The 26,308-nt window shown below is 68.7% G+C and carries 20 protein-coding genes; 9 read left to right on the top strand and 11 right to left on the bottom strand.

Annotated elements, in window-relative coordinates; all coding sequences use genetic code 11:
• Positions 1–186: 186 nt before the first annotated feature.
• Both GH266_RS19375 and GH266_RS19370 read left to right on the top strand, forming a co-directional pair.
• Complete coding sequence (locus GH266_RS19375) at positions 187–3,717, top strand: PAS domain-containing hybrid sensor histidine kinase/response regulator (RefSeq protein WP_158195295.1); 3,531 nt, start codon at positions 187–189, stop codon at positions 3,715–3,717.
• Positions 3,718–3,858: 141 nt separating this feature from the next.
• The gene (locus GH266_RS19370; RefSeq protein WP_158195294.1) at positions 3,859–4,461 is read left to right on the top strand and encodes a hypothetical protein; all 603 of its coding nucleotides are present in this window, start codon (positions 3,859–3,861) and stop codon (positions 4,459–4,461) included.
• A gap of 33 nt (positions 4,462–4,494) precedes the next feature.
• Here the strand turns inward: GH266_RS19370 and GH266_RS19365 are convergent, their stop codons facing one another.
• The gene (locus tag GH266_RS19365) at positions 4,495–5,163 is read right to left on the bottom strand and encodes a response regulator (protein ID WP_209001492.1); all 669 of its coding nucleotides are present in this window, start codon (positions 5,161–5,163) and stop codon (positions 4,495–4,497) included.
• 321 nt (positions 5,164–5,484) lie between these two features.
• Here GH266_RS19365 and GH266_RS19360 point away from each other — a divergent pair, with 321 nt between their 5' ends.
• The 3 genes from GH266_RS19360 to pip all read left to right on the top strand — a co-directional run bounded on the left by GH266_RS19360 (position 5,485) and on the right by pip (position 8,693).
• Positions 5,485–5,784 carry a DUF4212 domain-containing protein gene (locus GH266_RS19360; RefSeq protein WP_199270378.1) on the top strand — a complete coding sequence of 100 codons (300 nt, stop codon included), beginning with the start codon at positions 5,485–5,487 and terminating at the stop codon, positions 5,782–5,784.
• Positions 5,784–7,607: a sodium:solute symporter family protein gene (locus GH266_RS19355; protein WP_158195292.1), complete on the top strand. Its 1,824-nt coding sequence runs from the start codon at positions 5,784–5,786 to the stop codon at positions 7,605–7,607. Before GH266_RS19360 ends, GH266_RS19355 begins: the two co-directional genes overlap by 1 nt.
• Positions 7,608–7,727: 120 nt before the next feature.
• A complete protein-coding gene (gene pip / locus GH266_RS19350; RefSeq protein ID WP_158195291.1) occupies positions 7,728–8,693 on the top strand; it encodes a prolyl aminopeptidase in 966 nt (321 codons plus the stop codon).
• A 3-nt stretch (positions 8,694–8,696) separates the two neighbouring features.
• Here pip and GH266_RS19345 read toward each other — a convergent pair whose 3' ends face one another.
• Positions 8,697–9,176, bottom strand: a complete 480-nt coding sequence (locus tag GH266_RS19345) for a secondary thiamine-phosphate synthase enzyme YjbQ (RefSeq protein ID WP_158195290.1) — start codon at positions 9,174–9,176, stop codon at positions 8,697–8,699.
• A gap of 213 nt (positions 9,177–9,389) precedes the next feature.
• On the opposite strand from GH266_RS19345, the gene GH266_RS19340 reads away from it, so the two are divergent.
• Positions 9,390–10,358 (top strand): alpha/beta hydrolase, encoded by a 969-nt coding sequence (locus GH266_RS19340; protein WP_158195289.1) that lies wholly within the window; start codon positions 9,390–9,392, stop codon positions 10,356–10,358.
• A 53-nt stretch (positions 10,359–10,411) separates the two neighbouring features.
• Complete coding sequence (locus tag GH266_RS19335) at positions 10,412–11,284, top strand: acyl-CoA thioesterase (RefSeq protein ID WP_158195288.1); 873 nt, start codon at positions 10,412–10,414, stop codon at positions 11,282–11,284.
• 51 nt (positions 11,285–11,335) lie between these two features.
• Here the strand turns inward: GH266_RS19335 and GH266_RS19330 are convergent, their stop codons facing one another.
• From GH266_RS19330 to GH266_RS19310, 5 genes are all read right to left on the bottom strand, one after another.
• A complete protein-coding gene (locus tag GH266_RS19330; protein WP_158195287.1) occupies positions 11,336–11,821 on the bottom strand; it encodes a hypothetical protein in 486 nt (161 codons plus the stop codon).
• A gap of 91 nt (positions 11,822–11,912) precedes the next feature.
• Positions 11,913–12,533, bottom strand: coding sequence for a 2-hydroxychromene-2-carboxylate isomerase (locus GH266_RS19325; protein ID WP_158195286.1), 621 nt, complete (start codon positions 12,531–12,533; stop codon positions 11,913–11,915).
• A 91-nt stretch (positions 12,534–12,624) separates the two neighbouring features.
• Positions 12,625–14,277 (bottom strand): cisplatin damage response ATP-dependent DNA ligase, encoded by a 1,653-nt coding sequence (locus tag GH266_RS19320; protein WP_158195285.1) that lies wholly within the window; start codon positions 14,275–14,277, stop codon positions 12,625–12,627.
• Between the two features lie 18 nt (positions 14,278–14,295).
• On the bottom strand, positions 14,296–14,718 hold the full coding sequence (locus GH266_RS19315) for a YybH family protein (RefSeq protein WP_158195284.1): 423 nt from the start codon (positions 14,716–14,718) through the stop codon (positions 14,296–14,298).
• Positions 14,715–15,809 carry a ligase-associated DNA damage response exonuclease gene (locus GH266_RS19310; protein ID WP_158195283.1) on the bottom strand — a complete coding sequence of 365 codons (1,095 nt, stop codon included), beginning with the start codon at positions 15,807–15,809 and terminating at the stop codon, positions 14,715–14,717. Before GH266_RS19310 ends, GH266_RS19315 begins: the two co-directional genes overlap by 4 nt.
• 77 nt (positions 15,810–15,886) lie before the next feature.
• Here GH266_RS19310 and GH266_RS19305 point away from each other — a divergent pair, with 77 nt between their 5' ends.
• On the top strand, positions 15,887–18,415 hold the full coding sequence (locus tag GH266_RS19305) for a ligase-associated DNA damage response DEXH box helicase (RefSeq protein ID WP_209001674.1): 2,529 nt from the start codon (positions 15,887–15,889) through the stop codon (positions 18,413–18,415).
• Entirely contained in the window at positions 18,412–19,134 is a 723-nt protein-coding gene (gene pdeM / locus GH266_RS19300) for a ligase-associated DNA damage response endonuclease PdeM (protein ID WP_425329550.1), read from the top strand. Before GH266_RS19305 ends, pdeM begins: the two co-directional genes overlap by 4 nt.
• Positions 19,135–19,138: 4 nt before the next feature.
• Here the strand turns inward: pdeM and GH266_RS19295 are convergent, their stop codons facing one another.
• The 4 genes from GH266_RS19295 to GH266_RS19280 form a co-directional block, all read right to left on the bottom strand.
• Positions 19,139–19,636, bottom strand: a complete 498-nt coding sequence (locus GH266_RS19295; protein ID WP_158195281.1) for a DUF3429 domain-containing protein — start codon at positions 19,634–19,636, stop codon at positions 19,139–19,141.
• 53 nt (positions 19,637–19,689) lie between these two features.
• Entirely contained in the window at positions 19,690–20,478 is a 789-nt protein-coding gene (locus GH266_RS19290) for a TIGR02186 family protein (protein ID WP_158195280.1), read from the bottom strand.
• The gene (locus GH266_RS19285; protein ID WP_158195279.1) at positions 20,475–21,410 is read right to left on the bottom strand and encodes a sulfite exporter TauE/SafE family protein; all 936 of its coding nucleotides are present in this window, start codon (positions 21,408–21,410) and stop codon (positions 20,475–20,477) included. The genes GH266_RS19290 and GH266_RS19285 overlap by 4 nt, the downstream gene beginning before the upstream one ends.
• A 232-nt stretch (positions 21,411–21,642) precedes the next feature.
• Entirely contained in the window at positions 21,643–25,968 is a 4,326-nt protein-coding gene (locus GH266_RS19280) for a peptidoglycan-binding protein (protein WP_158195278.1), read from the bottom strand.
• Between the last annotated feature and the right edge of the window lie 340 nt (positions 25,969–26,308).

The following is a 26,308-nucleotide window of genomic DNA, read 5'->3' as shown; positions in this document are numbered from 1 at the left end:
CGGCACCCGCGCAAAAGCGGCGGCCGGGGCGTGTCCGGTTGCAGCTTCCGGTTTAGCACGGGCCGATCCATCCGGGAATCTCCCTATTTTCGCTTTCGCACCGGAGCTTTACCGCCAAGCGTCGAATGGACAGGCGCCGGCAAACATGGTCCGATCCGGGAACAAGCTTCGGGAGGAACACAGCGCATGGTCGAAGGGTGGGTCGTCGTCGTCGCGGCGCTCGGCTACGTGCTCCTGCTGTTCGCCATTGCCAGCTATGGCGACCGCAAGGCGCGCTTCACCACGTCCGGCAACGGCCGGCCGCTGATCTATGCGTTGTCGATCTCGGTCTACTGCACCTCCTGGACCTTCTTCGGCTCCGTGGGCACGGCAACCCGCAGCGGGCTGGAGTTCCTGACCATCTATATCGGGCCGATTCTGGTCTTCGCCCTCGGCTATCCCCTGCTGCGGCGGATCATTCGCCTGGCCAAGAGCGAGCGCATCACCTCGGTCGCCGACTTCATCGGCGCGCGCTACGGCAAGAGCCAGCCGGTGGCCGCCGTCGTCGCGATCATCGCCGTCGTCGGCATCGTCCCCTATATCGCGCTGCAACTGAAGGCGGTGTCGCTGTCCGTCACGACGCTGATCTCGCATCTCAACCTGAAGACCGGCGAGACCGGCCTGCCCTTCTTCGACGACATCACCTTGATGATCGCCATCGGCATGGTGATCTTCGCCTGGGCCTTCGGCACCCGCCACATCGATGCGACGGAGCACCAGGAAGGGCTGATGCTGGCCATTGCCGCCGAGGCGGTGGTCAAGCTCGTCGCCTTCCTCGCCGTCGGTATCTGGGTCACCTATTCGCTGTACGACGGGCCCGGCGACCTGTTCGCCGCCATGGCCGGCGATCCGAGGGTCGTGAATGCCATGGCCGGCGAACTGTCGGGCGGCAACTGGGTGGTGATGACGCTGCTGTCGGGCATCGCCGTCATCCTGCTGCCGCGCCAGTTCCACGTCACGGTGACGGAAAACAACTCGGGCGCGGAACTGCGTCGCGCGACCTGGCTGTTCCCGCTCTATCTGGTCGCGATCAACCTTTTCGTCGTCCCCATCGCGGCGGCCGGCATGATCATGCTGGACCCGGCAACCAACCCGGACTCCTACGTGCTCGCCCTGCCGCTGGCCGCCAATCACCCGTGGCTTGCGCTGGTCGCCTTCATCGGCGGCCTGTCCGCGGCCACCGCCATGGTGATCGTCGCCAGCGTTGCCCTTGCCATCATGATCTCCAACGATCTGGTGATGCCGCTGGTGCTGCGCCGCTCCAGCGAAGACGCGATCATCGCCTCCCATGGCGAGGACATGAGCCGGATCCTGCTGCTGACGCGGCGCGCGGCGATCTTCGTCACGCTGCTGCTCGCCTATGCCTATTACCGGGCAGCCGGCGACACGGCGGCGCTGACCTCCATCGGCCTGTTGTCCTTCGCCGCCATCGCACAGTTCGCGCCGGCCTTCTTCGGCGGCCTCGTCTGGCGGCGCGGCACGGCGCGCGGGGCCATTGCCGGCATGCTGGTGGGCTTCGCCATCTGGGTCTACACCCTGCTGCTGCCGACCTTCGCGCAATCCGGCCTGATCCCGGTGACCTTGATCGAGAACGGCCCCTTCGGCATCTGGCTGCTGCGGCCGCAGGCGCTGTTCTCGCTTGCCTTCGATCCGCTCACCCACGGCGTCTTCTGGAGCCTTGCGGCCAATATCAGCGCTTACATCATGTTCTCGCTGTCGCGCACGCCGGAGCCGGTGGAGCGGCTGCAGGCCAACATCTTCGTGCCGTCCGAACTGTCGCCGACGCCGGGCCTGCGCCTGTGGCGCACCTCGGTGACCGTCGGCGACCTCAAGTCGACCATCGCCCGCTATCTCGGCGAGGAGCGCACCGACCGCTCGTTCCAGAGCTTCGCCCGCGAGCGCGGCCGCGACTTCGACCCCAGCGCCACGGCGGATGCGCAGGTGCTGCGGTTTTCCGAGCAGCTGCTCGCCAGCGCCATCGGCGCCGCCTCCTCAAGGTTGGTGCTGTCGCTGCTGGTCAAGCGCCGCGATCCCAGCGGCAAGGGCGCCCTGAAGCTGCTCGACGATGCGACGGTCGCCATCCAGTACAACCGCGACCTGCTGCAGACCGCGCTCGACCAGGTGCGCCAGGGCATCGCCGTCTTCGACCGCGACCTCAGGCTGATCTGCTGGAACCGGCAGTTCCGTGAACTGCTCGGGCTGCCGGCGGAATACGGCCAGGTCGGCACGCCGCTCGATGCCATCATCCGCTTCAACGCCAAGCGCGGGGAACTGGGCACCGACCCGGTGGAAGTGATCGTCGGCGACCGGCTGGACAAGCTGGTGGTGCGCCACGAGACCTTCCAGGAGCACATGAGCAGCAGCGGCCTCGTGCTGGAGGTGCGCACCAGCCCGATGCCGGACGGCGGCATCGTCACCACCTATACCGACATCACCGAGCGGGTGCTCGGCGAGGAGGCGCTGGCGCGGGCCAACGAGACGCTGGAGCGGCGGGTGCGCGAGCGCACGCTCGAACTGACCCGCGTCAACGAAGAGCTGACCGACGCCAAGGCGCTGGCGGAAGAGGCCAATATCGGCAAGACCCGCTTCCTTGCCGCCGCCGGCCACGACATCCTGCAGCCGCTCAATGCCGCGCGGCTCTACGCCTCCAGCCTGACCGAGCGCTTCACCGAAGGAGAGCTCAAGCACCTGGTGCAGAATGTCGGCGCCTCGCTGGAATCGGTGGAGGAAATCATCGGTGCGGTGCTGGACATTTCCCGCCTGGATACCGGCGCGCTCAAGCCGGAGATCACCGTCTTCCGGCTGGAGGAGATCCTCAATCCGCTGCGCACCGAATTCGAGCCGGTGGCCGAGGAAAAGAACCTGCGCCTCGCCATCCTGCCGACGAGCCTCAGCGTGCGCTCGGATCGCCGGCTGTTGCGCCGGCTGCTGCAGAACCTCATCTCCAACGCGATCAAGTACACGCGCAGCGGCCGGGTGCTGGTGGGCGTCAGGCGCCGGCGCGGCAAGGTGCTGATGGAAGTGTTCGACACCGGCATCGGCATTCCGCAGTCCAAGCAGAAGCTGATCTTCCTGGAGTTCCACCGGCTGGACGACGGCGCCCGCGAGGCGCGGGGCCTTGGCCTCGGCCTGTCGATCGTCGAGCGCATCGCGCGGGTGCTCGATCATCCGGTGACGCTGGAGTCGCGTACCGGGCTCGGCTCGCGCTTTTGCATCGAGCTGCCGATGGCCGCGTCCATCCCTGCCCTTGCCGCGCCGCCGCCGCCGGCGCCGCACGATACTCCGCTCAAGGGCCTGCACGTGCTGGCCATCGACAACGAGCCGCAGATCCTCGACGGCATGCGCGTGCTGCTGACGGGCTGGGGCTGCCGGGTGACGACGGCGCTGGATCCGCGCGAGGCGGCACGCAAGACGTTCGAGGCGGGCGAACGGCCCGATGTGCTGATCGCCGACTATCATCTCGACGAGGGAACGGGCGTCGAGGCCGTGGTGCAGCTGCGCTGGCGCTTCGGCATCGAGATCCCCGCCCTGCTGGTCACTGCCGACCGCAGCCAGGGCGTACGCGCGGAAGCCTCCGCCAAGGACATCGAGATTCTCAACAAGCCGGTGAAGCCGGCGGCGCTCAGGGCCTATCTTTCCCGCGTGCGCAGTGCAGGAGCAACGGCCGCCGCCGAGTGATCGGCGTCACGTCGCGCGCTCAAGCATCCGTGTAAAGCCTTGGATCGCCATCAAGCCGCCCTGTTTGCGGGGTTCGGATCGTCGTGGTCGCAAGGCGCCGGCGACCGGATCGAACCGCACGGACGGGCCAGAGAGACGAACATGACACGACTGCTGCTGCCGGCCGGCGCAATGCTCGCCCTGCTCCTGGCTGCCCCCGAGGGGCAGGCGTCCGGCTGCATCGCCGCAAGGCCGGACACCGCGCTTGCCGCGGATGAGGCAAATGCCGTCTACGACTGCCTGCAGGACATCCTGCAGGAGGGCTATCGACAGGGCGACAAGCGCTGGATCCCGGCGGAATATGTCGAGGATTACCGCTCGTGGACGCCGGCCAGCCGCTATCCGGCCTTCTCGGCAGCCCATGGCGGTCGGCACCTGGTTACCTATGTCAATCAGGTCGGCGCGCAGGACTACCTGCGTTTCAGCGAGAGCGAGGTTGAAATGCCCACCGGCTCGCTGATCGCGGCCGAATCCTTCTCCGTCGACGAGCGGGGACGCGCCCAGCCGGGCCCATTGTTCCTCATGGAGAAGGTCGAGCCGGGCCGCTCGCCGCAGACCGACGACTGGTTCTACATGGCTGTCGCGCCCAACGGCTCACCCATGGTGATGGACGTCATCTCGTCCTGCGGCACCTGCCACCAGGGCCAGCTCGGCCAGCGCGGCGGCCTCGGCTATCCGCCGGCCGAGGCGCGCCTTGCGCGCTGACATCTCCCACCGCAGAGCCCGTGGAACGACCCGTCAGCGGGCCTCCGCGGCCAGCCACTGCCCCTGTTCGATCTTGGCAGCCGCAATGACCGCCTGCGTCCGGCTTTCGACGCCGAGCTTCTGCAGGATCGCCGAGACATGCGCCTTCACGGTTGCCTCGGAAACACTGAGTTCATAGGCGATCTGCTTGTTGAGCAGGCCTTCCGACAACATCATCAGCACGCGCACCTGTTGCGGCGTGAGCGTGGACAGGCGCTGCGCCATGGCGCTCGCCTCGCCGTCGGACTCGCCCAGGTCGATGTCGGGCGGGGTCCAGCTGCCGCCGGCCATCACCTGCGACACCGCCTCGCGAATGACCTCGATGCCGAGCGACTTGGGGATGAAGCCCGAGGCGCCAAGTTCCATGCAGCGCCGAATCGTCCCGATATCCTCGCTGGCCGAGACGATCACCACAGGCACGCTCTGGTACTGGGCGCGCAGGTACATCAACCCGGAAAAGCCGCGCATGCCCGGCATCGACAGGTCCAGCAAGAGCAGGTCGACCTCGCCGTGGCGCTCGAGTTCGGCGGCGGCATCCTCGAGCGTCCCCACCTCGACGATGCCCGCCCCCGGATAGAGGCGCTCGATCGTCTGGCGCAGGGCGCCGCGAAACAAGGGATGATCGTCCGCAACCACGAAATGATACGTAGCGCTGTCCGGCACGCCGGTGTCCTCCATAGACGCTGACCGCGATCGAACGCGCGCTTTCCGCACGGGCCCCTCCCAGAACCCGGACGAACGTCGCCTCTTCTCCAGCGAGATCGCGGCTTCGCTCCCCCCAGCCGGCGCCCCTCGGGCAAACCGGCAATCCGCAGCATTATCGCCACTGGCCCGCCCAGCATCAAGCCGTGGCTTGCGGCGACGCGCCGCCAGCTCTTACGGTAGCGGCGCCGGCTCGTGCAAGCCGGCCATACGGGCATACTGGAAGCCGAGCGAATCGCATATCCAGAATAGTGGCAAGGCTCGGGATGCCGGAGGACTTGGATGACCTTTGACGGAAAGCCGGGCATGTCCCCGCAGCGCCGCCGCTGGCGACGCACGATCGCTCTTGCCCTCGTCACGATCGCCATTCTGGCCGTCTTTGCCCTCGTCGTCCCGTTCTTCGCCGGACCGCTCAACGCGACCCGCGTCGCAGGTTTTCCGCTCGGCTACTACATGGCCGCGCAAGGTTCGCTGATCGCATTCCTGCTGCTCACCGTCTGGTTCATCGTCCGCCAGGAGCGCCTCGACCGCGAGGCCGGCGTCGCCGAGCCCGAACCGTTCGATACCGGGGAGGAGCTGTGATGAGAAAAGACAAGGTCGCCAGCCGCGCAGGCCAGCTCTACGGCACTGTCGCCGGTCTCCTTGCCGCCTTCATCGCCGGCCTTGTCGTCCTCGAGCAGATCGGCGTGCCGCAACAGATCCTCGGTTACCTGTTCGTGGCGGCGACGCTCGTGCTCTATGCCGGCATCGGCATTGCCAGCCGCACGGTCCACGTCACCGACTATTACGTCGCGGGACGACAGGTGCCGGGCCTCTTCAACGGCATGGCGACGGCGGCCGACTGGCTCAGCGGCGCCTCCTTCATCGGCCTTGCCGGCACGCTCTACATGCTCGGCTTCGACGGCCTCGCCTATCTGCTGGGCTGGACCGGCGGTTTCGTGCTGGTTGCCGTGCTGATCGCACCGTATCTGCGCAAGTTCGGGGCCTTCACCCTTCCCGATTTCCTGGCCGCGCGGTTCGGCGGCCATGCCGCCCGGCTGGCCGGCGTGATCGTGCTGTTCGCCTGCTCCTTCACCTATGTGGTGGCGCAGCTTTATGCCGCCGGCCTGATCGCCTCGCGTTTCCTCGGCATTTCCTTCGAGGCTGCAGTCTATGTCGGTCTCGCAACGGTGCTGGTCTGCTCGCTGCTCGGCGGCATGCGCTCCATCACCTGGACCCAGGTCGCGCAATACTTGGTCCTGATCATCGCCTTCATGCTGCCCGTGGCGATCCTGTCGGCGCAGCATTTCGGCATGCCGCTCGCCCAGTTCGCCTATGGCGAGGCGCTGGAGCAGATCGCCGCGCTGGAACAGCAGATGCTCGCCTCCGGCCTTGCGGATCCCGACACGCTGGTCCGTCATCTCGTTCCGGGGGAAGCGCTCGATCCGGTGAACTTCATCGCCCTGGTCGTGTGCCTGATCATCGGCACCGCCTCGCTCCCGCATCTCCTGATGCGGTTCCTGACCACCTCGAGCGTGCGCGATGCGCGCCGCTCCGCCGGCTGGACCCTGGTCTTCGTCCTGCTGCTCTATGCCACCGTTCCGGCCTATGCCGCCTTCGCCAAGCTGGAAATCTACCAGAACGTCGTCGGCGCCAGCCTGGAGGCCCTGCCAAACTGGATCTACACCTACGGCCGGCTCGGACTGGTCGAGATCTGCGGCGCGGCGGCAAGTTCCGCCGACGCGGTGCGCGAAGCTTGCGCCGCCTTGCCGGGCAATGCCGGTGTCCTGCGCCTTTCGGACCTCGCCATCGACCGGGACATCATCGTGCTGGCCCTGCCGGAGATCGCGGGCCTGCCTTACGTCATCGCCGGTCTGGTGGCCGCCGGCGGCCTCGCGGCAACCCTGTCCACCGCCAATGGCCTGATGCTGGCCATTTCCAACGCATTGGGACACGACGTCTACTACCGCACCCTCGACAGCCGCGCCCCCGCAAGCCGGCGCCTTCTCGTTGCCCGGCTCTTCCTGCTGGCGACCGCGGCCGTCGCGGCCATCGTTGCGACGAGCCGCCCGTCCGACATCCTGTCGATGGTCGCCTGGGCCTTCTCGCTGGCCGCCTCCGGCTTCTTTCCGGCCCTGGTGCTCGGCATCTGGTGGAAGCGCTGCACGGCGGCAGGCGCGGTCTGCGGCATGCTGGCCGGCTTCGGTCTGACGCTCGCCTATCTGGTGATGACGCAGTATGGCGGCATGGCCGAATGGTACGGCATCCGCAACACGTCGGCCGCGATCTTCGGCGTACCGGTCGGCTTTGCCGTCGCCATCCTCGTCAGCCTGGTCACGCCTGCGCCCTCTCGCCATGTGCAGGCGATGGTGGAGGAGATCCGCAAGCCCGCCGGAAAGCCGGTGATGGTCGACGGCGCGTCCTGACCACAGGCCCGGCCGACTTCACGGGGAGAACCGCAGCGCCGCCGATACGCACAGGCGACAGGCGGAACGCTTCGGGTTACCGTTTTGCCGACACGTGCTCCCGCACAGACGGAACCGACCATGACAGACGCGCTTTTCCCGCTGATCGAGCCCTACCGCACCGGCCAACTGGCCGTCAGCGAGCTGCATACGATCTACTTCGAGGAATGCGGCAATCCGCAAGGCATCCCGGTGGTGATGCTGCATGGCGGACCGGGCGGCGGCGCCGGCGAGATCATGCGCCGCTTCCATGATCCCAAGCGCTACCGGATCGTGCTGTTCGACCAGCGCGGCTGCGGCCGGTCGACGCCGCATTCGGAGCTGCGCGAAAACACCACCTGGGATCTGGTCGGCGATATCGAGCAGCTGCGCGAACATCTGGGCATCGACCGCTGGCAGGTGTTCGGCGGCTCCTGGGGCTCGACGCTGGCGCTCGCCTATGCGCAGACCCATCCCGAGCGGGTCACCTCGCTCATGCTGCGCGGCATCTTCCTGCTGCGGCGGGCAGAACTGCTGTGGTTCTATCAGGAAGGAGCCAGCTGGCTTTATCCGGACCTCTTCGCACCGTTCCGCGACCTGATCCCGGAAGACGAGCGCAACGACATGATCTCCGCCTATCACCGGCGCCTGACCGGCCCGGACGAGGCGATGCAGTTCGAGGCGGCAACGCGCTGGGCCCGGTGGGAGGGCTCCACCCTCTCGGTCCTGCGCGATCCGGCGCGCGAGGCCTCGTTCTCCGACCCGCACTATGCCCATGCCTTCGCGCGGATCGAGACGCACTATTTCGTCAATGGCGGCTTCTTCACCCATGACGACGAGCTGCTGCGCAATGTCGGACGGATCCGCCACATCCCGGCGGTGATCGTGCACGGCCGGCACGATGTGGTGACACCGGCCAAGAATGCCGTCGACCTTGCGCAAGCCTGGCCGGAGGCGGAGCTGAGGATCATCGAGGATGCGGGCCACGCGGCCAGCGAGCCGGGCATTGTCGCCGCTCTCGTCGAGGCCTGCCGCAGGTTCGCGGACCAGCACGACGCGGCGAACTGACGTCTAGGTGCCGAGATAGCGCAGCGTCAGGCTGCGCTGCTGGGCCTCGCGCCGGTGCTCCACCAGGTAGACCTCCTGCCAGGTGCCGAGATCGAGCCGTCCGGCCACCACCGGCACCCGCAGGCTGACGCCGGTCAGCATCGTCTTCACATGGGCGGGCATGTCGTCCGGCCCTTCCGAGCGATGGCGCCAGCCGGCATCCTCCGGGGCGAGCCGCGCAAGCGCATCGAGCAGGTCCGCCTGCACGTCCGGATCGGCGTTTTCCTGAATGGTGAGCGACGCCGACGTATGCCGCAGGAAGACGGAGAGCTCGCCGTCGCGGGCGTTTTGTTCGGCAAGCCAGGCACCGAGGCTGCGGCCGATGCCGTAGAAGCGCTGGCCGGACGTCGCGACCATCAGCCGGCCCATGCGCTGGCGCAGGTCCAGGCCGTCGTCCTCGAAGGTCCAGGTCTCGAAGATCGGGGTGCGATAACTCTGCCGCATGGTTCCGTCCGCCTCGCCACGGCGACGAAGTATGCCGCCGGCCGGCCCTGCACGCAAGGCGCGCAACCTGCCGATGGTCCGGCACGAGACCACTTTATGCCGATAGATCAATCGGTTTAACGGGTTGGGGCTTGGCAGGAGGATGTCATACGACTAGCCTTGTCGGGAGTACCTTCCCTTCAGGCACGACTGGCAGACGAGGCGCCCGGCGACATGGTCGAAGACGAATCTTCCCGCACGCCCTTCGGTGCGGCATCCGCGGAAACGCAGGCCTTCAACAAGGACCTGCTGCGGCGCCTGACCCTGCTGCCGGACCAGTGGGCCTATCCGCCTGCCGTGGTGCGCGAAAGGCGCGCGCAAGGGCTCGGCCCCTTCCCGCTCGCCCCCCGCTCCCCCGACGCACGGGAGATTGCCGTGCCGGGACCGCATGGCGAGGTCCGCCTGCGCATCCTGGCGCCGAAGACGCGCCCGTCCACCGGCGCCTATCTGCACCTGCATGGCGGCGGCTGGACCTTGGGCGCGGCGGACGAACAGGACCCCCGCCTTGCGGAAATCGCGGAAGCCACCGGTCTCACCGCCATCTCCTGCGAGTATCGGCTGGCGCCCGAGCACCCCTATCCGCAAGGGCCCGACGATTGCGAGGCGGCGGCCGCCTGGCTGCTGGGCGAGGGTGAAAGCCTGTTCGGCGGCAATCGTTTCGCCATAGGCGGCGAATCGGCGGGCGCCAATCTCGCGGCCGCGGTGCTGCTGCGGCTGCGGGGGCGCACCGACCTTCCCGCGCGCTTCGGCGCCGCCGTCTTCACCTGCGGCTGCTTCGACCTGCGGCTGACCCCGAGCGCCCGCAACTGGGGCGCCGACAAGCTGGTGCTCAACACCCGCGATCTCAAGATGTTCGTGCGCCACTATCTCTCGCACGGCCATGATGCGGCGGATCCGGACATCTCGCCGCTGCTTGCCGATCTGCACGGACTGGTGCCGGCGCATTTCGTCGTCGGCAGTGCGGATCCGCTGCTCGACGACACGCTCTTCATGCATGCCCGCTGGGTCGCGGCCGGCAACGCCGCCGAAATCGCCGTCCACCCCGGCGGCTGCCACGTCTTCCAGCATTTCGACCTGGAGATCGCCCGGACCAGCAACCGGGCCATCGACGCCTTCCTGAACCGCATCCTGGCCGCCGCCTGACCCCCTTCCCTGTCCGGCCCCCATCCCATCATACAGCCACCGAGACGCCGACCATGCCCGCCTTCGAGACATTGCTGTCTTTCGTAAATTGCTGGGAATGCGATGAGAACGACCATCTCAACGTCCAGTTCTACCTGTCGCGCTTCGACGAGGCCGACCGCCAGTTCCGCCTGCTCACAGGCTTGAGCGATGCGGTCGCCGGTGTCCGGCGCGCGCGCCATGTGCGCTATCATGCGGAGCTCTATTCCGGCGACACGCTGGTGATGACCAGCCACATCGCGTTCGACGGTCCCTACATGCTGACGGTCGTGCACCAGCTGCGGCGCACCATCGACGGCGCCATCGCGGCCACTGCCGTGGATGGCTATGCCCCCTCGGACCAGGTGGCACGCGATCTGCGCCGCCGCTTCGAGGACGCCGCAGCTCCGATGCCGGACGCCGCGCTGCCGCGAAGCCTGCCGACGACCCCCGAGACCCTGTCGCTCACCGCGCGCCAGATCGAGGCGGCCGGGGCCGCCATCACCCACCGGGCGACCGTCCTGCCGCGCCATGCCGGACCGGACGGACGGGCGGAGGACAGCTTCGCCGTCGGCTGTTTCAGCGAGGCGGCACCGCATCTGTGGAACCGCACGCCGATGACCGAGGCCTGGCTGGAGGCGCGCGACTTCGGACGGGTCGCCGTCGAAATGAAGCTGGTCTGGGCCAGTCCGCTGAAAATGGGGGAGCCGGCCGTGACGATGAGCGGGCTGACCGGCGCATCCACCTCCACCTTCTCGTTCCGTCACTACCTGTTCGAGGCACGCACCCTGCGGCTGGCGGCGATCTGCGACGTGGTGGCGTTGGCGATGAACCTGAAGACCCGCAAGGCGGCAAAGCTGGAGGACACTGTGCGCGGCGCCATCATCAAGGCGGCAATGAAGCACTGAGGCTGCGACACCGCACCCCGCTCCCGGGTACGCCCGGGAGCTGGAACGCTCCTACTGGGCGAGGCCTTCGAATTCCTGGCGGAACGTCTTCATCATGCCGAAGAAGCGGCGCATCGCCTTCTCGGTGAAGTCCATCGCGCGGTCGATCTCCTTTTCCTCCTCCGGCGTCAGGCTGTGACGCTCGGGGGCCGCAGGCGCACGGCCTTCAGGTGCCGCCGGCTCGCCGGCCTTTTCCGCCAGCCTGCGGTTTTCCGCGCGCAGGCTCGCCACTTCCTCGGACAGCCGCGCGATTTCCTCTTCCAGCACGATCTGGACATCCGGCACGAGAACGCAGCGCCAGGCCTCGTCGCGTTGCACGCACTGGGCGATGCGGCCGGTCTGACGGTCGAGGCGCAGGAAGCTCTCCCCGGCGGGCGAGAGGACGTAGCGATCGGGATTCGCATCGGGCCGGTCGCCCGACCCGGCTGCGGACTGGGCCAGCCCGGCAGCCGGAGCCATGGCACCGATCAGGGCAAGGCAAATCGCTATCCGCTTCATGTCGCTCTCCGCAGGTCTGGACCGGGCGCCACCATGGCGCTCCGGCATGGCAAAAGCACGGCAGCGGACCGCCGCGCCCGGCCTTTGCGGCTTACGGCTGCTCGTAGGGCGGGCGGCCGCTCGCCAGCGCTTCTTCCAGCAGTGCCAGCCGGTCCTGGCCCCAGAACACCTCGCCATTGAGCACATAGCTCGGCGAACCGAACACGCCGCCGGCAATCGCCTCCGACTGATGTTCCTCGTAGCGCTCGACGATGGCCTTTTCGCCGGCATGGGCGATCACCGCCGCCGGATCGAGCCCGAGGCCCGTCAGGATCGCGACATGCACCGCCTCGTCGGCGATATCCTGTTCGTTCACCCACAGGGCCTCGAACACCGCCTGGGTATAGGCCGCGACCGGGCCGCCATCGATGGCGAGCGCCAGGGCGATCCGGTCGGCCAGGTCCGGATTGACCGGAAAATGGGCCGGCTGCAAGGTCAGCGGCACCTTGCGATGGTCGCGCCAGCGCTGAAGCTCGATGAGGCGATAGGCCTGGCGCACCGGATGGCGGCGGGCGAGCGGAAGGCCGCCGGTCTCGGGAAACACGGCCGAGAGCGAGACCGGCCGGAAGCGCACGGCGTAACCCTGCTTGTCCGCCATCTCCAGAAAGGCGGCATGACCAAGATAGGCCCAGGGGGACGCGTGGGTATAGTAGTAGTCGATGACACGTTGCATGCGGTGCGGACCTCGCTCGGTAATCGTCGCGAGGCACCCTGCGACGGGACGGCCCGGCAATCAAGTGACCTCGGGCCGCCGCACGGGAATATCAACGCATGGCCGCCGCCTCGTCCTGCGGCAGCAGGGCCAGCAGCGCCTCGATCCGGTCCGCCTCCGCCGGCGGCTTGTCCCAGCGCAGCCGCGCCACTCGCGGAAAGCGCATGGCGACCCCCGACTTGTGCCGGGTGGAGCGGTTGAGCCCCTCGAAGGCGACCTCGATCACCAGTCCGACTTGCGGCTCGTGGCGCACCTCGCGCACCGGGCCGAAACGGTTGACCGTGTTCTGGCGCACGAAGCGGTCGATCTCCAGCAGTTCCTCGTCGGTGAAGCCGAAATAGGCCTTGCCGACGGGCACGAGCTCCGTCCCCTCCCCGCCGTCGCGCCAGACGCCGAACGTATAGTCGGAATAGTAGGATGAGCGCTTGCCGTGGCCGCGCTGCGCATACATCAGCACCGCATCGACACGGAAGGGATCGCGCTTCCACTTGTACCATTGGCCCTTGGGCCGGCCCGGCACATAGGCTGCGTCCCAGCGCTTCAGCATCAGGCCCTCGATGGCCGCCGCGTCCTCGCCCTCGTGATGGTCGGCCGGCGCCTCGCGGGCCTTGGCCAGCGCGTCCCAGTCCGGTGACGGCACCAGCGGCGACAGGTCGATGCGCGGATGATCGAGCTGCCCGAGAAACTCTTCCAGCATCGCCCGGCGCTCGCGAAAGGGCCGCTCGCGCAGGTCCTCGCCGCCGAGCGCCAGCAGGTCGTAGACCCGGATCGCCGCCGGCAGCTCGCGCATCATCTTCGCCGAGACGGTCTTGCGGTTGAGGCGCTGCTGCAGGGCGTTGAAGCTCTGCACCTTGCCGTCGATCACCACCAGCAACTCGCCGTCGAGGGCCGCGTCGAAGTCGAGCGTCTCCACCAGATCGGGAAAGGCACCCGAAATGTCGTCGCCCGTCCGGCTGTAGAGGCGCCGGCGCAGCCGCCCGTCGCGCCCTGGCGAGACGGCGGCCTGCACGCGGATGCCGTCCCACTTCCACTCGGCCGCAAAGTCGGCGGTATCCAGCACCTCCATGTCGCGCGGCTCCAGCGGATGCGCCAGCATCGCCGGGCGGAACGGCACCGGATCGTCGGTCTGCGGTTGCTCCCCCTCGCCCAGCGCCCAGGCGAACAGCCCGTCATAGGGCGGCGACATCCCGTGCCAGACCTGTTCGATATCGTCCGCCTGCAACGTGCCGAGCGCGGCGACCGCGGTCTTGGCGAGGCGCGCGGAGACACCGACGCGCAAACCGCCGGTCACCAGCTTCAGCAGCGCCCAGCGGCCGGTCTCGTCGAGCGCATCGAGCCATCCGGCGATCATGCCGGGCGCCTCGCCGCGCCCTGCCTGCTGCAGCCGCTCCACCACCTCGGGCAAGTCCGGCGGCTCGCTCGCCTGCCGGCCGGCTGCCGGCCAGATCAGCGCGATGGTCTCCGACAGGTCGCCGACGAAGTCGTAGGAGAGTTCGAACAGGTGCGGATCGACGCGCTCGGCCACCAGCGCCCGCAGCATCGCCGGCTTGGCATGGCGGAAGCTGAGACCACCGGTCAGCGCGGCAAGCGCCAGCCCCCGCGCCGGATCGCTCTCGCTGCGGAAGTAATCCGCCATCAGCGCGAGCTTTGCGGACCGGCGCGGCTCGAAGGACAGCCTGTCCAGCAGGGCGGCGAAACGCTGCATCGTTCCTCTAAGGATTCCTCAGGGCTCGTTGACGATCATGGCGATCCGCCAGGCATCGCCGTCGTAGATGAGATGGTAATGGCAGGTGAACTCGATCACCGGTTCGCCATCGGCGTCCGACTGGGTCCAGGTGAGCGTCGCCATGGCGGCATCCCCCTCCACATGGGCGGAGAGGATGTCGAAGGCCGAGGTCACCACGCCCTCCTTTTCCAGCGCGGCGAACAGCGTCTCGATATTCTCGAGCAGCTCCTCCTCGTCCTGGAAGACGTTGCCCTTGCCGAACTGCCAGATCACCGCCGGATAGGCGAAGCAATCGGCCACGGCCTCCGCGTCGTAGTCCTCGAAGGACTCGCGGTACTCATCGAACAGGTCGAGCAGTTCCTCGTCATAGCCCTCGTCCGGCTCCGCCAGGCCGTCCGGTTCCCGATGCTCTTCGCTCATGTCGTGCTCCCGATTCCGGCGGCCGTTTCCGCCGTTTCGACTTTACCTGCCGGCTCGGCCGCATCGCCCTCGTCGCCATAGCCGATGAGGTTGAGCGGACGGGCGGCAAGCCCCTGCTGCCGGCACCAGTGGACGAGGGCCTCCTCGGCGCCGTGCGTAACCCATATCTCGCCGGCCCCGGTCTCCGCCACGGTTTCCCGCAAGTCATCCCAGTCGGCATGGTCGGAGATGACCAGCGGCAGCTCGGCGCCGCGCTGCCTTGCCCGGGCCCGTACTCGCACCCAGCCGCTGGCAACCGCCGTCACCGGATCGCCGAAGCGCCGGGCCCAGCGGTCGGCGAGCTGGCCCGGTGGGCACAGCACGATCTCGCCGGCAAGCTCCTTCGCCCTCTGTCCGACGGGCTCCAAGGCCCCGAGGTCGATCCCTTGCGCCTGATAGTAGCTGCAAAGCCGCTCCAGCGCCCCGTGCAGATGGATCGTGCGCTCGTACCCGGCGGCGCGCAGTTCCGCGATCACCCGCTGCGCCTTGCCGAGCGAGTAGGCGCCGACGAGATGCGTGCGCCCCTGGAACAGCGACAGGCTCTTGAGCAGCTTGCCGATCTCCTCGGAGGCCGGCGGATGACGGAACACAGGAAGTCCGAACGTCGCCTCGGTGACGAAGACCTCGCAGGCCAGCTGCTCGAAGGGCGCGCAGGTCGGATCCGGCTGCCGCTTGTAGTCGCCCGAGACGACGACACGCGTGCCCTTCGCCGTCTCGATCTTCACCTGCATGGAGCCGAGCACATGGCCGGCCGGATGAAAGGAGACGCGCACATCGCCGATCCGGATGACCTCGCCGGAGACGGCCTCCTGGCGGGCGCCGGTGAAATCCTCGCCATATCGGATCGCCATGATATCGAGCGTCTCGCGCGAGGCCATGACGGTCCCATTGCCGGGACGCGCATGGTCGGCATGGCCATGGGTCACCAGGGCCCGCTCGACGGGGCGCACGGGATCGATGTGAAACCCGCCCGCCGGACAGTAGAGCCCCGCCGCCGTCAGGGTCAGCACATCGCCGCCGGCCGTTGCCGCGGAAGAGGAAGCCTCGCGCATCATTCTTCCTATGTAGGAGCGTTCGGGCCGGTTGGGAATGCATCCCGGCTCGACGAACAGACAAGGAACAACTATCTCTGGACGGAATGGATGCCGCAGCCCCGCCCCTTCTGCCGGAACGCTTCTCCCGCTGGTTCGAAAGCCGCGGCTGGAGCCCGCGCGCGCATCAGCTGGAACTGTTGGAGACCGCCCGCTCGCGCCGCTCGGTGCTCCTGATCGCCCCGACGGGCGCCGGCAAGACGCTGGCCGGCTTCCTGCCCAGCCTCGTCGCATTGTCCGAGCGTCCGCGTCGCAAGCCGGGAGCCGCCGGTTCGCGCCGGGGCGTCCACACGCTCTATATCTCGCCGCTGAAGGCGCTGGCGGTGGACATCGCCCGCAACCTGGAGGCTCCCGTCGCCGGGATCGGCCTCGACATCCGCATCGAGACCCGCACCGGCGACACGCCGGCGCACAAGCGGCAGCGGCAGAAGCAGGTCCCGCCCGACATCCTGCTGACGACGCCGGAACAGATCGCCCTGCTGCTGTCGGATGCGCAGGGGCGCGAGATGCTGGCCGACGTGGACACGGTGATCCTCGACGAGCTGCATGCGCTGGTCACCTCCAAGCGGGGCGACCTTCTCGCGCTCGGCCTTGCGGCGCTGCGCCGGGTCGCGCCCTCGCTTCGCACCATCGGCCTGTCGGCGACCGTTGCCGAACCGGACGAGCTGCGCGCCTGGCTGGTGCCGCAGCGCGAGGGAGCGCCCCGCGCGCTTGCCGACGTCGTCACGGTCGCGGGCGGCGCGGAGCCGGACATCACCATCCTCGACAGCGACGAGCGGCTGCCCTGGTCCGGGCATTCGGCCCGCCATGCGGTGCCGGACATCTACCGGATCATCTCGCAGCACCGGACTTCGCTCGTCTTCGTCAACACGCGCTCGCAAGCCGAGATGCTGTTCCAGGCCCTGTGGCACGCCAACGAGGACAACCTGCCGATCGCCCTGCATCACGGCTCGCTCGACGTCGGTCAGCGGCGCAAGGTCGAGGCGGCGATGGCCTCCGGCTCGCTTCGCGCCATCGTCTGCACCTCCTCGCTGGACCTCGGCATCGACTGGGGCGACGTCGATCTCGTGATCAATGTCGGCGCGCCGAAAGGGGCAAGCCGCCTCGCCCAGCGCATCGGCCGCGCCAATCACCGCATGGACGAGCCCTCGCGTGCGATCCTGGTGCCGGCCAACCGCTTCGAGGTGCTGGAATGCAAGGCCGCGCTCGACGCCTCGCGCGCCGGCAGGCAGGACACGCCTCCCTTGCGCAAGGGCGCGCTCGACGTGCTTGCCCAGCATGTGCTCGGCTGCGCCTGCGCCGGCCCCTTCGACCCGCTGGAACTCTTCGACGAGATCCGCTCCGCCGAGACCTATCGCGACCTCGCCTGGGAGCGCTTCGAACAGGTGGTCGATTTCGTCGCGACCGGCGGATATGCGCTGCGGACCTACGACCGATATGCGCGGCTGAAGCGCCAGCCGGACGGACGCTTCCGCCTGTCGCATCCCAGGATCGCCCAGCAATACCGCCTCAATGTCGGCACCATCGTCGAGGCGCCGATGCTCAAGGTCCGCCTGGTGCGCTCCAGGTCGGAAGGACGGCGCACGCCGATCGGCCGCGGCGGGCGCATGCTCGGCGAGATCGAGGAATGGTTCGTCGAGCAGCTGACGCTCGGCGACACGTTCCTGTTCTCCGGCGAGATCCTGCGCTTCGAGGGATTGCGGGAAAACGAGGCCTATGTGTCGCGGGCCCGCGCCCAGGCACCGAAGGTTCCGTCCTACCAGGGCGGCAAGTTTCCGCTCTCCACCTATCTGGCTGCCGGCGTGCGGGCGATGCTCGCCGATCCGGCGAGCTGGCAGGCGCTGCCGCACCAGGTGCGCGAATGGCTGGAGATCCAGAAGCTGCGCTCGGCCCTGCCGCAACCCGACGGCCTGCTGGTCGAGACCTTCCCGCGCGCGGACAAGCACTACCTCGTCTGCTATCCCTTCGAAGGACGCCTCGCCCACCAGACCCTCGGCATGCTGCTGACCCGGCGGCTGGAGCGGTTCGGCGCCCAGCCGATGGGTTTCGTCGCCAACGACTACGCGCTCGCCGTGTGGGGGCTGGTCGACATCGATGCAATGATCGCACGCGGCCAATTGTCGCTCGACCAGCTCTTCGACGAGGACATGCTCGGCGACGATCTCGACGCCTGGCTGGCCGAATCGAGCCTGATGAAACGCACGTTCCGGACCTGCGCCGTGATCGCCGGACTGATCGAGCGCCGGCATCCGGGGCAGGAAAAAAGCGGCCGGCAGGTTACGGTCTCCGCCGATCTGATCTATGACGTTCTGCGCCGGCACGAGCCGGATCACATTCTGCTGCAGGCGACTTTCGCGGATGCGGCGACAGGACTTCTGGATATCTCCAGATTGGGCGAACTTCTTGCCCGAATTCGGGGGCGAATCGCGCATACTTCCCTGGCGCGGGTTTCGCCACTTGCCGTTCCGGTCATGCTGGAAATCGGCAAGGAACCCGTGTTCGGCGAGGCGCAGGAAGCGCTTCTCGCAGGGGCCGCAGGCGATCTGGTCAAGGAGGCTATGGAGTGAGGCCGTTTCTTGCCCGCAACGAGGTGCGACGCTTCGCGCCCGTTTGCCATGACATCTCCATCGCGGGCGAAATCGTCGGCCTTCACGACAGCGGCGCCATGTGGTGGCCGGACGAGAACACGCTCGTCGTCGCCGACCTGCACTTCGAGAAAGGCTCGTCCTTCGCCCGCAAGGGCCTGATGCTGCCGCCCTACGACACGGCAGCGACGCTGGAAAAGCTGGCCGAGGCGATCGACGCGTTCCAGCCGACCCGCGTGATCGCGCTCGGCGACAGTTTCCATGACGGCGAAGGCTCCGACCGACTGCCCGCCTCCTACCGGGCGATGCTGACGACGCTGCAGCTCGGCCGCGAGTGGATCTGGGTAACCGGCAATCACGACCCCATCGCGCCCGTCGGCCTGTGCGGCGAGACCGTGGACGAAGTGGCCCTGGGAGGTCTCGTCTTCCGCCACGAGCCGCACGAGGGCGCCGTCGGCGAGATCGCCGGACACCTGCACCCCGCCGCCCGCATCCGCCGCTATGGCCGCAGCGTGCGCCGTCCGTGCTTCGCCACCGACGGAACCCGGCTGGTGCTGCCCGCCTTCGGGGTGTTCACCGGCGGGCTCAACGTGTTGGACGGCGCCTGGGGCCCGTATTTTCCCGCGCGCGAATTTTCCGTTTTCATGCTCGGCGATGGCCGGCTCTATCCCTTTACCGCCACCCGTCTCGTTTCCGACTGAAATCTCAGGCGACACGGCCCAGCAGCAAGCCGGACGCAGCCACCAGCAGCGCCACCGTGACCACCATGCTGAGCCGTCGGCGCAGTGTCGCGTACCACAGCGGCAAGGAGCCCTTGATCGCGGCCCTTTGATCCCAGCCCGCCTGCATCAGGAAGCCGCCTGCCAGCACCGCCATTGCCGCGACCGGCGGCAACAGCGCTGCGCCCCAGCCCAGCAGCGAGGGCAGCACCGACAGCACGAACTCGCGCATGCCACGCTGGCGCCCGGCCATGGCGATGCCCCAGCGCACGCCGCCGAGAAACGACAGGATTACGGCGCCATAGACCGCCGTGGCGTGGGCGAGCGTCTCGACGAACGGCAGATCCGTGCCCGGTATGGCCGCGAAACAGAGATAGACCGCAGTGAAGACGAAGGGCAGCAGCCCGGCATAACCGAGCCGCACGGCGACAACCGGCCCCGGCTGGGCCGCAAAACGGGTGAGATCGGGTTTGGCCGTCGCCACGTGCTCCTCCGTGCATTTGCACCGCCCTTGAAGGGCTTTTGCACGAATACGCGTCAGTCGCGGCGGAAGATCACTCCGGCGAGCCAGCCGGTGAACACCGCCAGCAGCACCGCCAGCAGGCCGTAGGCCGCCGAATACTGGTGCGCGAACCAGTAGGTATATTGCTCGAAGCCGGTCTTGGCGACGCGCAGCGGCATCTGCGTTTCGGCCAGCAGCGTGCCTCCCTGCAGCAGGTAGGCAGTCACCTTGTAGTCGCCGACGGGAATGTTGGCCGGCAACGGCACCGAGGTGCGGAACAGCGAGTTGCTCAAGAAGTCGATGACGTCGTGGCGCTCGGAATAAAGTCCGCTCGCAAGGCGCAGGCGCAGGAAAGCGGCGCGGAAATTGTCCCGGTCGCTGATCGGCACATCGGACGCCCGCGCGATCCGCAGGTTGAGGAAGTTCAGCCCGATCCGGTGCTCTTCCAGGATGGCGCGCGAGGACAGTTCGTGCGGAGGCCGGGTCGTGTGTACCGCAAGGAAGCTCGGCACGTCGGCAAAGACTTCCGCGTCCCGGTTCACCCAGATGCCGAGGAACCGGCCCTTGCGGCGCGTGGTGATGTTGCTTTCCGGGCCCGAGACCACCACCGCGATGTCGTACGGGTCCGGCCGGCCGACCGTGCCGGCATCGCGGGCGATCTCGCCGAAGACGACGATGTTGGTGCCGGTATAGTTGGACTCGATCCGCACCACATCCGCCGACAGGGCGGCGACGAGGCTCTCCGCCCGTGCGGGGGCGCCCGCTTGCGCGATCACAATGGCGAGCAGGCCGAGGACCGGCAGCAGGATGCGGCAGCCGCTCATTTCGCCTGCTCCAGGATCGGAGCGGGATCGACCGAGTAGAGCTCGTCCGGCTGCATGAGGAGGTTCACCGCGAAGCGGACGCCGACGCCGAGCACCAGCAGCGCCAGCAGCAGGCGCAGCTGGTCGCCGCGCAGCTTCTGGCCCATGCGCGCCCCGAACTGGGCGCCGATGACGCCGCCCACCATCAAGAGCATGGCCAGCACGATGTCGACCGATTGCGTCGACATGGCATGCAGCACGGTGGCTGCGGCCATGGTCACCAGGATCTGCAGCAGCGAGGTGCCGATGACGATATTGGTCGGCACCCGCAGGAGGTAGATGAGCGCCGGCACCATCATGAAGCCGCCGCCGATGCCCAGGATCGTACCGAGGAAGCCGATGATCGCACCCAGTCCGATGATCGGGATGATGCTGACGTAAAGCCGCGAGCGGTAGAAGCGCATCTTCAGCGGCAGGCCGTGCACCCAGTTGTGCTGCCCCGGCCGGCGCGCCGTCACCTTGGCGCCGGAGCGTCGCCGCGCCATCGCGCGCAAGGATTCGAACAGCATCAGGCCGCCGATGGCGCTGAGGAAGGTGACGTAGGACAGCGAGATGACGAGATCGAGCTGGCCGAGCGTCTGCAGGATGCCGAACAACCAGACGCCCACCGCCGAGCCGACGACACCGCCGACCAGCAGCATCCAGGCGAGCTTGAAGTCGATCATCTTGCGCCGCCAGTAGGCGACGACGCCGGAGGTCGAGGAGGCGACGACCTGGGTGGTGACGGTGGCGACGGAGATGGCCGGCGGGATGCCGGAGAAGATCAGCAGCGGCGTCAAGAGGAACCCGCCGCCGATGCCGAACAGGCCCGACAGGAAGCCCACGGCACCCCCCATCCCGAACACCATGAACATGTTGATCGGCAGTTCGGCGATGGGCAGGTAAACTTGCACGGCACACCGGCGGATTGGCCGCTCGTCCCCGACGGGCGGCGTGGAGATTGATGAAATGGCCTGCTGCGGTCCCCGCCTGTGGCGATTGGGGTTCGCAGTCCCCGGAAGCCCATGCTTTTCCTAAGGATAAAGCCTGCCAGCTTCCCTTATGTCAACGTGAAACGGGCGCATTCGCGGCGGCGCCCGCTCCTTTGCCCGAACGGATCCGCCCGGGGCCTCGCGCAAGGCCGGATCAGATGTCCTCGCCGGCCAGCGCCTTCACCAGATCCTGCGAGATCGCGCCCGTCACCGGCAGGCCGTTGGCCTGCTGGAACGCCCGCACCGCCTCGCGGGTACGCGGCCCGATCTGGCCGTCCGGCGTCCCCGGATCGAAGCCCCGCCGGGCCAGCAGCTTCTGGGCGTTCATCACCAGTTCGCGCGGGTCCGCAGACACGCTGGCGCGCGGCGCCTCGATCTCGGCCGGAACGGTCCAGGCCGGATTGAACTCCACCTGGTTGGCGGCAAGCGTGCGCGGCGCCTCCTTCCAGGTCTCCACCGCGATACGGGCCTCGGCCAGCTGCTCGCGCGAGAGCATGTTGGCAAGTTCGTCTCGCTTGTTGCCGGCATCCCGGTCGCCCTGGCGGGCGGCAAGGGCGAACCACTTGTAGCTCTCGACCAGGTTCTTCTCGAGCCCGAGGCCGCGGGCATAGAGGATGCCGAGATTGTACTGGCTGTCGGCAAGGCCGAAATTGGCGGCCTTCTTGAACCAGTAGGAGGCGTCGTTGAACTCCGGCGTGCCGGAGAGGCCCTCCGCGTAGAGCACCGCGAGATTGTGCGCGGCCTTGGCGTTGCCCTGCTCGGCCGCCCGGCGGTACCAGTCGCGCGCCGTCTCCAGGTTCTTCTCCACGCCGCGGCCCTTTTCGTAGAGGCTGCCGAGGCGGTACTGGGCGGGCGCAAGACCGGCATCGGCGGCCTTGCGGTAGTAGCTGGCAGCCTGCTTCAGGTCCGGCTGGACGCCTGTGCCTTCGGTGTAGTTGACCGCGATCGCGAACAGCGCGGCAGGATCGCCGCCGGCAGCCGCCTGGCGCAGGGCGACGGGACCCGCCTCTGCCGGAATGCCGCCGATGGCCGCGCCCGTGGCCGGACCGGCCGGCGCCATTGCCGGCGTGCGGGTGGCAAGGTCGAGCGAGGCCGGCGCGCTGCCGGGCGTCTGGAAGTTGGCACCGGGGATCGTGCCGGGAATGGCGCCGGGCGCGGTCGAGAAGGCATTGCCGGATACGGCCGGCGGCGCGAAGGCAAGGTCCGCCCCCGGCTCGGACGCCGGTGCATTCTCCGTCTCGGCCAAAGGCACATCGCCGCGGCTCATCGCCGGGCCGTCCTGTACCAGGCCCGGCATGTCCATGCCGCTCGCGTCCGCTTCGGCCGTGGAGCGTGCCGGCGGCGGCGAGGCCTGCTCGGGCGGGGCCTCGCGCGCAAGCTGCCTTGCCTCGGGCGCGCCAGCCTTGGCGCCGGTGTCGGCCGGACCCGCTTCGCCTGTCGCAGCAGCGGCAATATTGGTCGTCGCCTCGATGGTCGGCGGGGTGTCCAGCGATGCGACGTCTCGCTCGCCCGGCGAGACCAGCTTGAAGATCTGCAGGGCGCCGACGGCGATGATGACGGCAGCAGCCGCCAGCATCACGGCGCGGCGGCCGCCTGCGGAGAACAGCCTGCGGCCGCCCTTGTCTTCCGTCTCGGCCTCTTGCGCGTCAGCGGGAGCAGCCGCGCGCATGTCGGCACGCAGTTCCTCGGCCAGCTCCTCGCGGCGGGCGCGCGCAACGTCCGAACGCGGACCGTCGCGGCGGTCGCCGGCCAGCGGCCGCGGCTCCACCGCCTCGGCGGCGGCGGCCTCCGGCGCGTCCTTGTCCTTCGCCTTGCCGCGAGCAAGCTTCGAGCGCAGCCAGCCGGCCGCGCTGGCACGCGGCTTGTCGTCGGAGGACGAGCCCGTCAGGCCCGCGAAGGACAGGCCCGAACCGGAGGCATTGGCCTCTTCGGTGGCCGCCTGCGCGGCGCGGCGGGCGGCAGCGATGAAGTCGGCCTTGCGGTCGCGCCCGTCCTGCGACGCGGCGGCGCCACGACCGGCCCCCATCGACGCAGAAGGACGCGCCCCGGCCGGGCGGGCGGCCGGACGCTGCGGCGGCACCGGACCCTCGGCAGCAACGGCTGCCGCCGGCAGCTCGGCGCGCGGCATGACCGGCGCGTCCATCCGCGGCTGCGACTGCTGGCGCATGCGCGGCTTGCCGGAGCCCGGCTCCAGCGGACGGTCGTCTTCGGGACCGGGGGCCGGCATCGCGGCGATCCGGGCATCCTGCTCCAGCGCCATCAGCCGGTTGCTGATCGAGGCGAGCACGTCCTGGACGCTGTCCATGGAGTCCCGGGCGCGGCGCTCGGAGCTCGTCGCGGCTTCCATCAGCCGGTGCAGGTCGCCGCGCAGGGCCTGGGCGACATCGCCCCCCGCGCCGCCGGACTGCAGCGCATTCTGGATCTCGCCGAGACGGGCAAAGCCGCTGTCGGCCGCGTCGAGCTTGGCGGCAAGCGCGGCGATCTTGTCCTCGACCTGCGACAGCACCGCCCCGTCGTCGCTGGCGCCACCGCGATTGACGGCCTCGGCCAGGTCGCGCAGCTGCGCTTCCAGTTCGACCATGGAGACCGGCTGGGACACGCTGTCGCGCAGCGAGGCGATCTCGCGGCGCAGGCTTTCGAATTCCTCGCCGCCCGCCGACGGCCGGCCGGCCTCGAAGCGCTCGTTCAGATTAGCGATGCCGGCCTCGAGCCGCGCGATCAGGTCGGCCTCGATGCTGCCCTGCTGGCCTTCGGCAACCAGCGTCACCCGGTCCGGCCGGTCCAGGGCGTTGATCTTGCCGTCGATGGCGGCGAGCCGCTTTTCCAGCAGCGTGAAGGCCGCGTCGTAACTCGGCGGCATCTGCCGCGCATTCTCGATCCGCTTCAGCCGGCCGGCGATCTCGCCCAGCTTCTCGTCGAGCTGCGGATCGGTGCGGGTATTGCGGTCGTCGGCCAGCATGCTGGCGATTTCTTCCAGGCGATCCTGCAGCCGGTCGACGGCGCCGGACTTGGGCAGCCGATGCTCGATGGCGCCCATGCGCTCGGCGAGATGCCGCTGCTCCTCGACCAGCCGGTCGATCGTGTCGAACCGCTGGGCCAGCGCGCTCATCCGCTCGTCGATGCCGGCGAGCAGGTCGCCGACGTCGAAGCGCTCGACGAGGTCGCGCACGCTGCGGATCTCGCCGCGCAGCAGGTCGAGATCGGCACCGCCGCTGCGGCGCACCAGTTCCTCCACCCGGTGACCGATATCGGCGACCCGGTCGTCGAGCGCGGCAAGCTGGTCGCCGCGCGGCACGACGCGGAACGCATCCTCGATGTCGGCAAGACGGCGGCCGAGATCGGCCACGAGCCGGGGCTCCAGCCGGTCGCGGGACATCTCGTCGAGACGCTGGACCAGATGCGCATAGCCGCTTTCCAGCGTCTGCAGCATGCCCTCGACATTGGACTGGCCGATCATCGAGCGCAGGTCGGAGATCTCGGCACGGACCTCGCGCACCAGGCGCATGTCGCCCCGGTCGGCGCGCAGCCGCTCCACCGCATCCGACAGGCGGCGCATCTCGCCGCCGTCGCGGGAAGCGGCCCGCTCGCGCTCGGCACGCAGGCTCTGGGTCAGGAAGCCGCGCAGATCGGCGATCTCACGGCGCAGCACGCCCAGCTGGTCGTCGCGCGCGCCGGTGGCCCGGTCGACCCGGTGGGCAAGATCGCGGATCAGCGGACGCAGGTCCTCCTCCGGGCGCTCGTCGCGCCAGCCCGCCGGACGGCGGTACTCGCCCTCGTGCGCCTCGCGCCAGTCGCCGCGCGGCGCCGGGCGCGTTGCGCGGGCGTCGGCATAATCGTCGTCGGGCATGTCCGCATACCCCGCCTCGCCGTCGTCATAGGCATCGACGTGGCGGGCGCCGTAGCCGGCGTCGCGGCGCGGGTCGTGCGAAGCCTCGTAACCTTCGTCCTGCCAGTCCTCGCTCCACTCGTCGCGGGCCGGCGGCGGCGGCGCGGCGCGGCGCGGGGCCTGAGCGGAGGAACGGGCAGGCGCCGGGGCAGCGGCTGCACGCGCCGGACGCGGGGTCCGCTGGTCGGCCTCGGCCTCATGGGACAGGTCCTCGACGCGGCGGTCCAGCCGGTCGAGCGCATTCAGCACCGCCTCGATGCGGCCGCTTCGCGAACCGGCGGCAGCCGGCGCCTGTGCGGCAGGCGCCGCAGGACGCTCGGTGCGGGCACGGGCGGCGGCGGCGCGGCGCGCCTGGCGGTTGCCGGCAGGGGCCGTCGCGGGCGCAGGCTGCGGCGTGTCCATGAGACGGCCGAGAGCGTCGGCGACATCGTTGAGCTGCTCGCGCGCCCTCGCCCGCTCGCCGCGCTGCGGGTCTGCGGCCGGCGCCCGGCGGCGCGGCTCGTACCAGCTTTCCGGCTCGTCATGCGCTTCGCGCCCGTAGCCGTCTTCCTGCGGAAGGCCGCGTTCACTGCGATGTCGCGCGTTCCAGGACATGAACTGCCTCTCAAACCCATGTTGGGGGCGCGGGCCGCGCCAGCATTTTTCTTCGCCCAGGTCGGAACATGGCTACACAGGACCCGGACGAGCTTGCCGTAAACTGTCGCCGCTTATGGTAAACAGGCGGTTAAGTCCCGGATCTACATGGTTAACGACAGGTAAACGCGGCTTGCGGATCGCAAGCCGGTCGCAGGGGCGCACCCGCAGGAAGCTTGACGCTTACGTCCACGGAATGTATCCCGAACGCAGGTGACGTAGTGTCACGCGCCCATAAACCCGCAGGACCCCGTGCGGAGCGATGCCCGCTCCCGCCTTTCGTCTTCCGGGAAATTCAAGG

Origin of the sequence: Stappia indica, from assembly GCF_009789575.1 — a bacterium.
GTDB lineage: Bacteria > Pseudomonadota > Alphaproteobacteria > Rhizobiales > Stappiaceae > Stappia > Stappia indica_A.
This window is presented reverse-complemented; position numbering and strand designations above follow the sequence as displayed.

What these genes read in the sequence shown, in the direction of transcription:
- GH266_RS19375 (WP_158195295.1), top strand. Translation starts at nt 187, where the DNA reads ATGGTCGAAGGGTGGGTCGTCGTCGTCGCGGCGCTCGGCTACGTGCTC.
- GH266_RS19370 (WP_158195294.1), top strand. Translation starts at nt 3,859, where the DNA reads ATGACACGACTGCTGCTGCCGGCCGGCGCAATGCTCGCCCTGCTCCTG.
- GH266_RS19360 (WP_199270378.1), top strand. Translation starts at nt 5,485, where the DNA reads ATGACCTTTGACGGAAAGCCGGGCATGTCCCCGCAGCGCCGCCGCTGG.
- GH266_RS19355 (WP_158195292.1), top strand. Translation starts at nt 5,784, where the DNA reads ATGAGAAAAGACAAGGTCGCCAGCCGCGCAGGCCAGCTCTACGGCACT.
- pip (WP_158195291.1), top strand. Translation starts at nt 7,728, where the DNA reads ATGACAGACGCGCTTTTCCCGCTGATCGAGCCCTACCGCACCGGCCAA.
- GH266_RS19345 (WP_158195290.1), bottom strand. Translation starts at nt 9,176, where the DNA reads ATGCGGCAGAGTTATCGCACCCCGATCTTCGAGACCTGGACCTTCGAG.
- GH266_RS19340 (WP_158195289.1), top strand. Translation starts at nt 9,390, where the DNA reads ATGGTCGAAGACGAATCTTCCCGCACGCCCTTCGGTGCGGCATCCGCG.
- GH266_RS19335 (WP_158195288.1), top strand. Translation starts at nt 10,412, where the DNA reads ATGCCCGCCTTCGAGACATTGCTGTCTTTCGTAAATTGCTGGGAATGC.
- GH266_RS19330 (WP_158195287.1), bottom strand. Translation starts at nt 11,821, where the DNA reads ATGAAGCGGATAGCGATTTGCCTTGCCCTGATCGGTGCCATGGCTCCG.
- GH266_RS19325 (WP_158195286.1), bottom strand. Translation starts at nt 12,533, where the DNA reads ATGCAACGTGTCATCGACTACTACTATACCCACGCGTCCCCCTGGGCC.
- GH266_RS19320 (WP_158195285.1), bottom strand. Translation starts at nt 14,277, where the DNA reads ATGCAGCGTTTCGCCGCCCTGCTGGACAGGCTGTCCTTCGAGCCGCGC.
- GH266_RS19315 (WP_158195284.1), bottom strand. Translation starts at nt 14,718, where the DNA reads ATGAGCGAAGAGCATCGGGAACCGGACGGCCTGGCGGAGCCGGACGAG.
- GH266_RS19310 (WP_158195283.1), bottom strand. Translation starts at nt 15,809, where the DNA reads ATGCGCGAGGCTTCCTCTTCCGCGGCAACGGCCGGCGGCGATGTGCTG.
- GH266_RS19290 (WP_158195280.1), bottom strand. Translation starts at nt 20,478, where the DNA reads ATGAGCGGCTGCCGCATCCTGCTGCCGGTCCTCGGCCTGCTCGCCATT.
- GH266_RS19280 (WP_158195278.1), bottom strand. Translation starts at nt 25,968, where the DNA reads ATGTCCTGGAACGCGCGACATCGCAGTGAACGCGGCCTTCCGCAGGAA.